This is a genomic window from Staphylococcus sp. HMSC034G07, from assembly GCF_001835975.1.
In the GTDB taxonomy this organism is placed as follows: Bacteria; Bacillota; Bacilli; order Staphylococcales; family Staphylococcaceae; genus Staphylococcus; species Staphylococcus ureilyticus.
Map to the genome: position 1 here is coordinate 471,993 of NZ_KV826593.1, position 14,544 is coordinate 486,536.

At 33.2% G+C, this 14,544-nt stretch carries 11 protein-coding genes; 3 read left to right on the plus strand and 8 right to left on the minus strand.

Features of this window, described 5'->3' with window-relative positions:
- Positions 1–91 precede the first annotated feature (91 nt).
- Together argF and HMPREF2586_RS03485 are read right to left on the minus strand one after the other, a co-directional pair.
- Positions 92–1,087 (minus strand): ornithine carbamoyltransferase, encoded by a 996-nt coding sequence (argF, locus tag HMPREF2586_RS03480; RefSeq protein ID WP_226857784.1) that lies wholly within the window; start codon positions 1,085–1,087, stop codon positions 92–94.
- Between the two features lie 617 nt (positions 1,088–1,704).
- Positions 1,705–2,970: an MFS transporter gene (locus HMPREF2586_RS03485; protein WP_070658030.1), complete on the minus strand. Its 1,266-nt coding sequence runs from the start codon at positions 2,968–2,970 to the stop codon at positions 1,705–1,707.
- Positions 2,971–3,326: 356 nt separating this feature from the next.
- Between HMPREF2586_RS03485 and HMPREF2586_RS03490 the strand changes: the two genes are divergently transcribed.
- On the plus strand, positions 3,327–4,916 hold the full coding sequence (locus tag HMPREF2586_RS03490) for an L-lactate permease (protein ID WP_070658031.1): 1,590 nt from the start codon (positions 3,327–3,329) through the stop codon (positions 4,914–4,916).
- Positions 4,917–5,236: 320 nt separating this feature from the next.
- Complete coding sequence (locus HMPREF2586_RS03495) at positions 5,237–5,896, plus strand: hypothetical protein (protein WP_070658032.1); 660 nt, start codon at positions 5,237–5,239, stop codon at positions 5,894–5,896.
- A gap of 135 nt (positions 5,897–6,031) precedes the next feature.
- Here HMPREF2586_RS03495 and ssuE read toward each other — a convergent pair whose 3' ends face one another.
- Positions 6,032–6,571 (minus strand): NADPH-dependent FMN reductase, encoded by a 540-nt coding sequence (ssuE, locus tag HMPREF2586_RS03500; protein WP_046206646.1) that lies wholly within the window; start codon positions 6,569–6,571, stop codon positions 6,032–6,034.
- Between the two features lie 551 nt (positions 6,572–7,122).
- On the opposite strand from ssuE, the gene HMPREF2586_RS03505 reads away from it, so the two are divergent.
- Positions 7,123–8,355, plus strand: a complete 1,233-nt coding sequence (locus tag HMPREF2586_RS03505; RefSeq protein WP_070037182.1) for an ArgE/DapE family deacylase — start codon at positions 7,123–7,125, stop codon at positions 8,353–8,355.
- Positions 8,356–8,529: 174 nt separating this feature from the next.
- Here HMPREF2586_RS03505 and argB read toward each other — a convergent pair whose 3' ends face one another.
- From argB to HMPREF2586_RS03530, 5 genes are all read right to left on the minus strand, one after another.
- Positions 8,530–9,291, minus strand: coding sequence for an acetylglutamate kinase (argB, locus tag HMPREF2586_RS03510; protein ID WP_064209178.1), 762 nt, complete (start codon positions 9,289–9,291; stop codon positions 8,530–8,532).
- 12 nt (positions 9,292–9,303) lie between these two features.
- Entirely contained in the window at positions 9,304–10,542 is a 1,239-nt protein-coding gene (gene argJ, locus HMPREF2586_RS03515) for a bifunctional glutamate N-acetyltransferase/amino-acid acetyltransferase ArgJ (protein ID WP_070658033.1), read from the minus strand.
- Positions 10,543–10,565: 23 nt separating this feature from the next.
- Positions 10,566–11,597: an N-acetyl-gamma-glutamyl-phosphate reductase gene (gene argC, locus HMPREF2586_RS03520; protein WP_064209176.1), complete on the minus strand. Its 1,032-nt coding sequence runs from the start codon at positions 11,595–11,597 to the stop codon at positions 10,566–10,568.
- Between the two features lie 32 nt (positions 11,598–11,629).
- Complete coding sequence (gene rocD, locus HMPREF2586_RS03525; protein WP_064209175.1) at positions 11,630–12,829, minus strand: ornithine--oxo-acid transaminase; 1,200 nt, start codon at positions 12,827–12,829, stop codon at positions 11,630–11,632.
- Positions 12,830–13,204: 375 nt separating this feature from the next.
- Entirely contained in the window at positions 13,205–14,542 is a 1,338-nt protein-coding gene (locus HMPREF2586_RS03530) for a gluconate:H+ symporter (protein ID WP_046206635.1), read from the minus strand.
- Positions 14,543–14,544 lie beyond the last annotated feature (2 nt).

Below are 14,544 nucleotides of genomic sequence, written 5' to 3' on the forward strand. Positions count from 1 at the left end.
AATGGTGATATATGCCTTCTTTTTTAATGAAAAAAACTCACAAAGCCACGTTACTTTGTGAGTCTCTTTATTTATTCAATTAAGATATGTGTTAAAAAATATCCCCTAATGTTCCTGCCATAATTGCTTTAATTGAATGTAATCTATTTTCCGCTTGCTCAAATATAACAGCATGTTCACCTTTAAATACATCATCTGTTATCTCCATTTCAGTTAAACCATGAGTCTTATAGATTTGTTGTCCCACCTTTGTATGCACATCATGGAAGGCGGGCAAACAATGTAATACAATAACATCTGGATTCATTGTATTGACAAGCATAGCTTCATTAATTTGATATGGAAGTAATTTTTCAATACGTTGTGTTTGAACTGATTCATCTTCTCCCATTGAAAACCAGACATCTGTATATATTGCATCTGCTTTATAAACTGCTTGTTGAATATTATCTGTAATTAAAATATTACTGTGCGATTGTGTTGCATAATTTTTAGCAAGTTGCTGAATATCTTGATCAGGCTGTAGCGATTGAGGGGCTGCAATATGAATATTCATACCTAATATTGCGCCGGTAACCAATAAATCATGTGCTACGTTATTTCTTGCATCACCAACATAAGTCAATGTTTTACCTTGTAATGTGCCTAGGTGTTCTTTTAAAGTATAAAAATCTGCAATCATTTGAGTAGGATGCCATTCGTTTGTTAAACCATTCCATACTGGAACTTCGGCATGTTGCGCTATACTTTCCACATCTTTTTGATAAAAACCTCTAAATTCAATACCATCATACATACTCCCTAATACTTTTGCTGTATCTTCTGTCGATTCTTTGACACCTAGATGAATTTCACCTTGCCCAAAATAATCTGGAAAGGCACCTAAATCGTTTGCTGCTACACTGAATGCTGAACGTGTTCTTGTAGATGGTTTTTCAAATAATAAAGCAATATTCTTACCTTTAAGATAAGGGTGAGGAATGCCTCGCTTTTTCTTTTCTTTTAATTCTCCGGTAAAGTCAATCAAAGTGACTAGTTCATCTGCAGTAAAATCACTCGTTTTCAAAAAGCTCTTACCTTTTAACAATGCTAGTTTTTTTAAATCTGTTGTGTACGCCCCAATTTCATCACTCCAATATATTTATAAGATTTATATACATATTAAACTTAAATAGAGTTATTTTCAAGTATAAATATACTATTTATTGTATATTTTTAAATTATTTAATTATTTTACTAGTTTTGAAGTATAACCTACGCTAAATGTATATTTCCATACAATCACGATCTTATTTGCAACAGTCAAGCAAGTAAGATGTCTGACAATAAACACCGTGGCAATGATTTAACTAAGTTGTGCTTTCCTACACAATATTTTAATAATATATAGTAAATTGAACATGTAACCACTAGCTCATGGAGGTGAACATACATGTTAGATTTACTATTTGCCACTATTAAGCAAATTGCTGCTCATTTTGTTTCAGGTGGTTTCCAAGAAAAATAATTATATTTATCCCACGTCATCTCAAAATCATTGCATAATCATCCCTTAAAATGAATACAAAAACAGGCAAACAATATCAAAACCCCTCATTTTGAAACTGTTCGCCCGTTTACTATTATTTATTAATCGTTAGCTGAAGCTATTAAAAAATCATCCATTAAGCCATATCCTAACTTTTTTATAGCTACTATAATAGATTATTTACTGTATGATGCAAAATTTTTAGACTTTCTACGTTCCCTTTCCTCAGGTGTCTTTAAGAAACGTGTCATAATTGCACTAGCAACATATAATCCAAATATTAAGTACATCATGCCTTTAACACCAATACTATCATAAAACAATGCCACTAACCCTGGTCCTGCAAATACACAAAGACCAGCGCCTAAATTTAATATTGCCATTGCTGGTCCTTTATCACCATCATGAACTAAAGAAGGGACAAGTGCAGAAATAGGGACAAAGCCTGCTAAACACATCCCCCATAGAAATCCTACCGTACCCACAATAAAAACATTACCTGTAAATAACTCTGGCACAAAATATAGTCCTAACGTAAATATCGCACATCCAACACCACCAATATAAGAAATCGTATTTTTCCAGCCAATTTTATCGCTCAACGCACCAAATATTAGATTGAATATAATATTAGCAATAAAAATTGTTCCCCAAATATTTAACCAAGTTGTAGTAGCAATACCTTTGGAAGCTAAATAAATCGGCAGAAATAATGGAAAAGCATATTGTGCCGCCTGGTTTATGATTCTAACAACACAGGCCACTGCCACACGCGGTTCCCTTTTTAGTATCGTTATACCTGCAAGTACCTCACTAAAGTGTTCTTTAAATCCGTGCCCTTTTTCTTCAATCATAAACTGGTCTCTATTTACAAATACTGCTAAAAATGTTCCTATTAACACCCAAATAATCGCTGTCCACAATGTAAAGAAGTGTCCAAATAGTTGAATCGCAAAAGAAGAATAAAATGATCCTAGGACACTAAGCCCTCCTGTAAACACAAACCAAAACCATCCTACTGCAGCACCTAAACGCTTTTGCGGAGAACGATAAGCAACCCAAACCAAAAAAGAATAAGCAAACAAAGGGTAGCCAAACCCTCTTATTGCATATGACGGAATCATGATATTATAGTTCATCGTTGGGATTGCCAAACCAACAAATATTGCATGACCGATGATATATAACCCTGTTCCTAACAGCATCACTTTTCTTGGACCGATAATTTCTACCAAGACACCTGATAACCAAGAACCAATAGCTATCGTTACACCATAGCAAGTGGTCAAAATCGCAGTTTGTTGCACGGATAGACCATGATCATGTAAATAAGGACTAATCCATGCCAGCTCTAAACCGTCTCCCATCATAAATATTAATACACCAACATATCCCCAAAATAACGTTGGAGGCATTCCCATTTTAGTTAATTTATCACTCATATTACGCACCCCTTATAAATCAATCGTTGATATTAAGATTAATTTAAATATTTTCTTGCAATTTTTGTAATCACTTTTGTAAACGCTTTCAAATATTATCATTATATTATTATATTTTTTCTAATAACGCAAATTTATTTTCATTTATTTTCGTTTTAAGATATAAATAAGTAAAACCGAAAATACAGCTTATTAAAATCAACGAAAAATATTTGTATACGATTTAAATTGTTTATATGAAAAATTCATTTTTTATACATGATTGAAAATTTATTTGTAAACGTTTACAATGAGAGTTATTTAAACATCATATGACTAGATGATTATTAAATTTTTATGAGGGAGTTTTATATAAAATGATGTTATTAGTCGCTTTCAGTGCAGTAATCGTACCTTTTTTATTTCTTGTACTCTTACGTATGTCAGCTTTAAAAGGGATGATTATTAGCGCTATCGTTGTAACAGTTTTAGGGATTTTTGTATGGGGGATGCAAGGTAATGTCGTTATAGCTTCAATACTTCAAGGTACGCACAAAACATTAACGATACTTTATATTTTATTCGGTGCGCTCGTGTTACTTAATACATTACGCCAAACGGGTGCAGTAAACCGTATCAATGCAGGATTTAAGAAAATTTCACCAGATATGCGTGTCCAAGTCATCATTGTCGCTTTCTTATTTGGTTCACTTATTGAAGGCGCTTCAGGATTTGGTACACCTGCAATGGTTACAGCACCTTTACTAGTTGCATTAGGTTTTAGACCTATGATAGCTGTTGTTACAGCTTTAATTGCCGATAGTATTGCAGTGTCTTTCGGAGCAGTGGGCACGCCAGTTATTGTTGGATTAAGTACTTTAAAAGAAGCAAATCAATCCTTTTTCCATTCGACAGCTGAGCAAATAACTATATTAGACTTATTGAGTGGTATTTTCATACCTATCATCGTTATCTCTACGATGATTATTTTCTTTGGGAAAAATAAAAAGTTAAAATCTATTATTGAAATGCTACCATGGCTAGCATTAATAGGAATTGTATATGCAGTATCTGCCTTTGTATATGCACATGTTTTCGGCGCAGAATTTGTTGCTATATTAGGCTCATTAACTGGTTTAGTAGTTGCCGTCTTAACTGCAAGTAAGGGTTGGTTGTTACCTAAAACAGTGTGGACAGATGGCTTAGATAAAACATACGAGGCAGATAGTACAGAACATTCTATGAGTTTACTAACTGCTTGGGCACCTTATGTAATGGTTGTTATCTTACTTTTATTAACGAGAACGGTTCCAAGTGTTGAATATTTCACCACACATGTTCTTGATTTTTCTTGGAATAATATTTTAAATTTCTCTGAAATATCATCTGAATGGCAATTTCTTTATTCACCTGGGACAATTTTATTATTATCAGCAATTTTCGCCATTATAATTCAAAGAAAATCTATTAAGGATTTAGGTAATGCAAGTATCACATCCTTATCAACAATAAAAATTACTGGTATTACACTAATTGCCACACTCGCAATGGTGCATGTTTTTATCAACTCAGGTATCAATGCGCATGATTTAATAAGTATGCCAGAATATATCGCCAAAAATATGGCTAATACTTTAGGTCCTGTATGGCTATTCGTTGCACCATTCTTAGGTGCTTTAGGTTCGTTTATTACAGGTAGTGCTACTGTATCAACATTGACTTTCTCACCTATTCAATTAAACATTGCTAACTCTATTGGTGCAAATCCATTTATTGTATTAGCTGCACAAATCATTGGTGCAGCTGCCGGTAACATGATCTGTGTGCATAATGTGGTCGCAGTTTGTGCGGTAGTTAATATGCCTGGTAAAGAAGGTAGTGTCATAAGAAAAACATTAGGCCCTGCACTTCTGTATTGTATTCTAGTTGGGATTAGCGCGTATATTATCTCATTATTTTTCGCTTAGTCTATGCAAGTCTGAGATACAAATATCTTGAACTTAAAAATGAAGTGAGATATTCAAATTTAATTGATTTAAAACCACTTCGTCTTCACACGGCGATAAGAAAAAAGGCAGAGACAAATTGAATTGTCTCTGCCTTTTTATGAAGTTTTATAAATCACCAACGCTATATAACTATTTTAAATAGAACATATTGTTACTTAATGCGTATTATTTCATATAAAATTCTTATTATTATCATATTGATTATTATTTTGATAAAGTACAAGTAAATTATTTCTTATATTTATATGATAAACATGAGGATTAGGTGGGGTTTGTTTATGAAAATTGAAAACATTAAATTATTCACTTCAGAATTTGAAAAGACATTCCAATTTTATGAAGAAATTTTAGAATGTCCAGTTTGGATGATTGGCCAAGAGGCTTTTACAGTTAAAATTGGAGAGACGCATCTGTGTTTTCAACAAGCAAACGACGATGTCCAACCATTTTATCACTTTGCGATTGACATTCCTTACAACCATTTCTTCGACATGAAACAACATTATCAAAATATTTTATTTCTATTGATGGAGGATGGTCAGCATACGACGTATTTCGAATCTTTTGTTGCACATTCTTTTTACTTTCAAGATCCTTCAGGGAACGTCGTGGAACTCATTGCACGCATTTCTAATATAACTGATGAACCTGAATTTTCAAGAATTAGTGAGATTGGATTCGTATGTAATGAAACGAAGGAAGTCTTTGAAGCATTGTCGAAATTTCATTTAAATACATATGAAAAGCAACCCTTTGCACCACATGATTTAAACTTTATCGGCGATCATTATGATGACAGTTTTATTTTACTGACACCGGAAGATAATAAATGGCTGTTCTCTGACCAGTTTTCCGAATCTCATCCCATGTGCATTCAAACAAATGAATTTAAGTTAAGCATGGATAACCAAGCTCAATGGCACTTAAATAAACTTTAAATCTAAAAATAATGAGCACACAATATCAATTTAGCAAGTTTTGATACTGTGTGCTCATTTTTTATTAACACCGTCTTATAACGTCATATTCTAAGTTTATCGTATATTTTGATTTTAACAGTTTTACAATCAAATTTACTCTTTAACTTGTGACTTGTCACTGACAAATTTCTTTAAAGTTTTATTTAAACCATCTTTCGCTTCTTGGTCATAACCATAACTACCATCTTCATTTTGTGTGATGTGCTTATCTAATATAAATCTGCCTTTATGAATAGTATCTGCACCTAGTTCTTTAATAACTGGATCGAGACTATATTGGATTGCTAGCACATGTGCAAACGTGCCTCCTAAGGCTAATGGTAGTACCGTTTTACCTGTAAATGCCCCTCGTGGTAACAAGTCTAAATACGTTTTCACGATACCTGAGTAGGCAGCTTTAAATACTGGAGATACTATAATAACACCATCCGCATCTTCAATCGTTTTATGCGTAGCATTTATCGATTCATTAGAAAAATCTGCAGTAATTAAAGCCTCAGCATCTAATTGATGTACGTGGATGACATTTGTCTCGATGCCCTCAGCATTCAAATACGATTCCGCGTAATCTATAATACCTGTGAGTCTTGATTTTAGTTTATTGCCTCCAGCAATAATTGCTACTTTTGCCAAAATGATAATCCCCTTTCTATATAAAATTTTTCATATATACCTTCGACATTTACACGCTTATCTATTTATAAATATATGAAAAAATAAAATCCATTGGAAACAAATTCCACTTCTTTAGCGTATCATCAAATATAGGTAAAATCATAGGAAATGATTTGAATTATCGCAATTATTATTGTATCAATAAGTTTATATATTAAATTTATGACATTGATTAGGCATTTCCTTGGAAATAATTATATTGTCATTTAGCACTTTATGTTGATTATTATCTAAATCCATTGATAACTTATCACTTATGTTATTGCTTCAAAAGCTATGACCTTTAATTCACCTGTTGATGCATTTTTTTAATTTCTTAACACATTATTAATTCTAAACATCATACACGGTTGAGTGTAATAGTACAAAATCAGTTTTTTTGTTTCAACTCTAAAAAATTTTACAATATAAATAATTTTATTATATTCTTTTTTTAAAAATCGTTTCACTTTAAAAACCTTTTTTTCTAGATGTATACTTAATTTAGACATACAAAGGAGTGATACACAATGAGTACATTTTCTAATAAAGAAAAAGTACAAATCTTATCAGATATTGTAGCGATTGAAACAGTAAATGATAATGAGCTTGAAGTTTGTAATTATTTACAGAAACTATTTTCTAACTACGGAATTGAATCAAAAATTCAAAAAATTGATGAAAGACGTGCTAACCTCATTGCTGAAATCGGTGAAGGCAAGCCGGTAATCGGTATTTCAGGTCATATGGACGTTGTTTCTGCTGGTAATAAATCTCAATGGACATACGATCCATTTTCGCTTACTGAGGATGATGGATTTTTATATGGTCGTGGCGCAGCAGATATGAAGTCAGGACTTGCTGCGTTAGCAATTGCACTTATTGATATTAAATCTTCTCAAGCACTGCAACATGGTCGTATTAGATTTTTAGCAACTAGTGGTGAGGAAATGGAGCAACTTGGTTCTCAAACTTTGTACGAACAGGGTTATATGGATGACGTTGATGCATTACTTATAGCAGAACCTTGCCAAGATATCATGGTGTATGCACATAAAGGTTCAATGGATTATCGTATTACTTCCTACGGTAAATCAGCACATAGCTCTATGCCAGTAATGGGCACTAATGCCATAAAACCATTAATCTCATTTATACAAGATATTGATGACGCCTATGCTAAAATTTCAAAAGAAGTTCAGGGAAAAGCGCTAGATTTCACAAAATTCATTGAAAGAATTAAGCCATCATTGCCTGCAACAACAGCACTTGAAGACGTAGAATCTGCACTTCAAGGTTTAGTTATTAGCAATACATTAATTAACGGTGGGGTACAGGTGAACTCTGTTCCTGAAGAGGCAGATGCAGATTTTAATATTCGTACAATTCCAGAATATGATAATGAACAAGTAAAAACGTTATTCTCAAACACAATTCAAAACCATAATGATAAAGGTGCAAATTTATCAAGCGACCTATACTTAGACCTAGATCCAGTACTCACTACTGGTGATAACAGCTTAATTAATACTGCTCAGAACATAGCTCAATCTCTATTTGACAAGGACTTTATCGCTTCTCCAATCGGTGGCGTTACTGATGCTTCAAACTTATTAAAAAATAAAGATGAAACTTTCCCATTCTTAGTATTTGGTCCAGGTATTAAACCACATCAAATTGATGAATGTGTAGAAAAAGACATGTATTTAAAATTCATTGATTTTTACAGTGAACTTTTAACAACCTATTCTAAAAAGCTTTAGTTTTAATTAAATTAACTTCAGCCATTTAAAAAAGCTCAGACACACTATATTCTGAGCTTTTTTTATAACATCGTGATAAGGTAAACGTGTGTACATACTGTTAAAACCTTGTCCTGACAATAGTGGAACAAAACAACACATTTAAAAATTTGTTATTTACGCTTTTGTACATTGTTACTTGCAAATTGTAGTACCTACATTATGGCCATGTTGCAATTTTTGAATAATGTGCGCTTCATTTCCTGCTGCAATAACTACTTTTTGACATCCCTTTTCTATTGCTTTAACAGCATCTTGGACTTTAGGTATCATACCACCATATATTAATTTTTGTTCAATATAGGTGGCTATATTTTTCGCATTTAATGACGGTTGTACTTTTTCATTGATTAAAACACCCGGAATGTCGCTTAATAAATAAATTGGTGCATGTAAAGCTTGCGCAATTTTATACGCTAGCGTATCGGCATTAATATTATATACCTGGTGCGTCATTTGATTTACACCTATAGATGCGATGACTGGTAGAAAAGATTGTGTTAAAGTCGCGATAACGCTTGTATCTATATGAATAGGTTCGCCAACAAAACCATATTTTAAATCTAATGGTTTAATATCAAATAATTGCGCATCTATGCCATTCATGCCAATACTTTGAATACCAAATTGATTGATTTTATTGACTAAACTAGGATTCACTTGTCCAATTAATGTTTGAGTCGTAACAGAAAGTACTTCATGGGTAGTAACTCTCAAACCATCTTTAAATTCTGTTGCTACTTCTTGTAATTCCAAAGATTGATTTATAAAAGGCCCACCTCCGTGGACGATTAATGGTTTATAACCTTGCTTTTTTAATGCAACAATATCTTCAATTATCGAATCATGCATATTCGTCAAAGTGCTCCCGCCTATTTTAATTACAATGTAATCCATATCAAACACCTCTTAAGTTCTATACGACGCATTTATGCGCACGTATTCATATGATAAGTCGCAGCCATAAGCGGTAGCTTCCCCATATCCATCACCTACAGTAGCTTCTATAATGATATTGTCTGCTTCCAATTGTTTTTTTAAATAAGCTTCATCAAATGCCACTGACATGCCTGCTTTAACCACATCAACTTGGCATAATGATACGTTTGTCGCATGAGGATTTATATGTTTTGATGCGTAACCCATCGCTGTTACAATTCTTCCAAAATTTGCATCTTCACCATGAATTGCTGTTTTAACTAAATTGGATGAAACAATACTTTTCGCCATTTTTCTTGCCTCATGGATATCTATTGCCCCTTTAACTCTAGCTGTCACCAATTTAGTCGCACCTTCGCCGTCTTTTGCAATCGACTGAGCCAAATAACGTGCAACATAATTGATGGCGTAAACAAATTTTTGCCATTCAGGATGATTTTCATCTAGCCAATGATGATTAACTTGACCATTTGCCATACATAGAACCATGTCATTCGTGCTAGAGTCACCATCTACGGTTATCATATTAAATGAGTGATCTGTAATTTGTTTTAAACATTCATTCAATGGCTCACTACCAACTTTTGCATCTGTCGTTATAAAACCAAGCATGGTTGCCATATTGGGATGTATCATCCCAGAGCCTTTTGCTGTACCACCTATTGTCACTATCTGGTTGTCTATATTTACTTTTACAGACACATGTTTCGTTGTCGTATCTGTCGTTAAAATCGATTGATTAAAATAGTCACTCTGGTTAAACGCATCGTGTAAAACATGATCGACGCCACGTTTCATTTTATCCATAGGCAAAAATGAGCCAATGACACCTGTCGAAGCAATACCAACATGATGTGGTTCTATGTTTAATCGTTCAGCCACCCAACTTTGTGTATCTTTCGCATCTTGTATACCTCTATCTCCAGTACATGAATTCGCATTTGCTGAATTAACTACAATTGCCTGCAATGTTTGATCGATGTTGATACTATCTTCAGTTACTTTAAGTGGTGCTGCTTTAAAACGATTAAGCGTATATACACCTGCTGCAGTCGCTTTTGTCGTAGAGTAAATCCATCCAAAGTCTTTTTTCTTTCTTCTTAGGCCAGCATGAAATCCACCAGCCATATACCCCAATGGCGATCCAACGTCACCATTGATATCTACAGTGATTTGATTGAATGTATCTATCGTTTCAATATCTTTCATCTCATCTCTCCTTTCGCATTTCATTAAGGATAAATTGGTAGCTGATTCAGACCAGTTGTCTCGTCTAAGTCATAAAGTAAATTTAAATTTTGGATTGCTTGACCACTCGCACCTTTAACTAAGTTATCTATAACTGATACGATAATAGCCCTTTGATTTTTTTCATCTACATACAGACCTATATCGCAAAAATTACTACCATACACTTCTTTTGTTTTGGGGTATTCTCCCAAGTCTCTAATTCTTATAAATGGTTTCTGTTCATAATTATTTTTATAAATATCATGTAAATGCTCTGCTGTCATATACTCGTTTAACTTCACATAAATTGTAGATAAAATACCTCTTGTCATCGGTATTAAATGTGGTGTGAACATCACATCGCACTTTGTCCCAGCAATATTAGATACATATTGTTCTATCTCTGGTTTATGTTTATGGTTTCCAATTGCATAGGCACTAAAATTTTCATTCATTTCAGCGTAATGGAGGTGTTGTGCTAATGCACGTCCTGCTCCTGAAACACCTGTTTTTGAATCAATAATAATTGAATGAACATCGATTGCATTTTGAGCAATCAGAGGGTGTAACGCCAATAAAATAGAAGTGGGAAAACAACCAGGATTCGCTATCAACTTTGTGCGTTGTGAATCTATTTCACTCCACTCCGCAATACTATAAAGGGCCGAATCTAAAAAATCTTGTTCTGCTGCTGCTTCACCATAATATGTTTGATATAGGTTTCTATCTGTCAGTCTAAAATCTCCTGATAAATCAATCACTTTAACACCATTATTAATTAAATTTGGCACTAAATGTTTGCTGACATTTGAAGGTGTTGCAAAAAATATAACATCACAAGACGTCGCTTGTTCATTTAATTCAGTATAATTAAGTGCGATATGGTTTAAATGTGGAAATGTTTTACTGATTGGTTCATCAATCTTAGAATGCGAAAATACATATTTAATTATGACGTTAGGATGATGTTGTAATAAACGTATAAGTTCTACAGCACCATAACCACTTCCACCTACTATTCCAACTGTAATCATCTTCCTCATTCCTTTCTGAATATTCGGAATTTTTAATGTGCTTTTTTATTTTTTTCAAGTACTTCTTTAATCACATCAGCAATTTGATTAATCTCATTTTCATTAATGACTAACGGTGGTGCAATTCTAATAACATTGCCCTGTGTTTCCTTACACAACACGCCTTTTTCTATCATTTCTAAACAATATGGCTGTGCTTGTTCTGTTAATTCAATACCAATAAATAACCCTCTCCCTCTGACATCATCAATAATTGGACTATCGATAAGTTGTAATTGATTCAACAGTGTTTGGCCTAACTCAGCTGAATGTTCAATTAAATTTTCATCTAATAAAACATCTATGGCTGCTATCGATACTGCACAAGCAAGTGGATTACCACCAAATGTAGAACCATGCGTGCCTGGTGTTAAAACATTCATGATTGTTTCATTTGCTAATATAGCTGAAATAGGGTAAAGTCCACCCCCCAATGATTTGCCTAGTAAATAAATATCAGGCTCTACGCCCTCCCATTCCATGGCAAACATCTTGCCTGTCCTACCTAGTCCAACCTGGATTTCATCAGCAATGAATAAAATATTATGTTGATTACATAAATGACGTACTTCTTGAATAAAATAGTCTGGGGGGATATTCACGCCACCTTCACCTTGTATTGGCTCTAAAATAATGGCCGATGTATTATCATTAATCAATACTTTTAAATGTTCAATATCTCCAAATTCTATATAATTAATATTTTCTAACAATGGACCAAATCCTTTTTTGTAACTATCTTGTGCAGATAAAGATAAAGACCCTAACGTACGACCGTGAAAGTTACCATTCATAGCAATGATTTCACTTTCATTTTCTTTAATACCTTTGACATCAGCGCCCCATTTACGTGCAATTTTAATTGCTGTTTCCACAGCTTCAGTACCAGTATTCATGGGTAGCACTTTGTCTTTATTTGCTAATTTACAAATTTTTTCTTCCCATTGTCCCAAGTTATCACTATATAAGGCACGCGATACCATAGTTATTTGCTCGCTTTGCGCTTGAAATGCTTCAATAATTTTCGGGTGACAATGTCCTTGATTGACCACTGAAAAGCCTGCTATACAATCAATATAACGCTTACCTTCAACATCCCATACATGAGCACCTTTACCTTTTGTTAATGCTAATTTCAAGGGACTGTAATTATTTGAACTATATTGATCTGTTAATTCGAATAACGTATTCATTAAATACACCAACCTTATTATTATTCTATTATTTGTATTAATATTCATGAATATTACACTTTTAAATATAATAAGTCAAAGGTTTATTTAAATAATTTTTTATAAAAATATTTAAAAAGGCTTTAAAATAAGCAAAAAGCATCTATCAAAATTATAAAAATTTCAATAGATGCACATAAATCATTGTATACAATTTGCATATCATCATTTAATATTTAAGATAATATCCGTACCTACCATTCAAATTATACATTCAGTCGTTTTAACAATTGTGGTAAAAGATATATTTAAGTAAAATGCCATATTAAATAACTAAAAAGAGATATAGAGTAGAAAAAAATCACCATTTTTCATTCCGCTCATACTATCGTTACTTTACATAAACAGATCCATGATTAATACAATAACCAAACCAACAATAGAAGATGTAAATAACAAAAGACCCCAGGTTTTAAATGTATCTTTAATCGTTATATTAAAATATTCTTTAAATAACCAAAATGATGCGTCATTCACATGTGTAATTGTATTACTACCAGCAGCAGTTGCTAGAACCATCAATACTGGATTAACATTAAATGTAGGAATTAAAGGCCCTACAATTCCAGCTGCAGTTATTGCTGACACCACCCCTTGTCCTGTAGCAATACGTATAAGTGCTGTAATTAACCACGCCATGATTAGAGGTGAAATATTTGTATTTTGCATAATTCCCGCAATATAATCGCCTACATTTGCTTTTAAAATAATTTCTTTAAATGCACCACCAGCACCTACGATAAATATAATCGTTGCCACACCTTTCAAGCCACTTTCGAAAGATTTCATCAACTCATCCATCTTTTTACCTTTTCTCAATCCAAAGACAATAATTGATGTAAGAATTGCGATTATAAGACTAATTTCTGCACTCCCAAAAAATGATACAATTTCATGCCATAAAGTGTCTTTCGTTAGAAACATACTTAATATTGTTGAAAGTGAAATTAAAATCGCAGGAATGAGTGGTATTAATAAACTCATCCCAAAATTAGGCATTTCTCTTTCACTAAACGTTTTATTTTTCTGCAACAACGGTGGCACAGGGTAATTCAAATTTTTCATAACCTTCGGTAAAAGGATACCAGCAATCATTACACCAGGTATAAAGACGATGATTCCCAAGATATATACCATCCCCATATCAGCATGATAGGCGTCTACCAATGCAGTCGGACCTGCCTGAGGTGGAAATAAACTATGAGATAGTGTCGTTGCAGCTACCATAGTAATAGCCAATTTCATAAATGGTGTTTTAGCTTCTATAGCAATACTAATTACTAAAGGCGCTAAAATCATAAAAGCCACTTCGTAAAATACAGAAATACCAAAGACAGCACCAATAATAATCAATGCCCAATGCACATGCTTTGCACCGAATTTATCAATTAGCGTGGTAGCTATTCGTTGAGCTGCTCCAAAATCAACCATTAACTTACCTAAAATTGCACCAAATCCTATAATTAGTGCAAGACTACCTAACGTTGAACCTAATCCATCTTTAATTGTATCTAAGATTACCATTGGCTTCATACCGTTCAGTAAGCCAACAGCAATAGCTGCAAAAATCAAAGAAAAAATACTGTTAATCTTTAATTTAATATTTAAAAATAATAGCAATGCTACGCCAATAATAAGTGATATTATCGGTAAATTTTCACTCACAAATGACAATT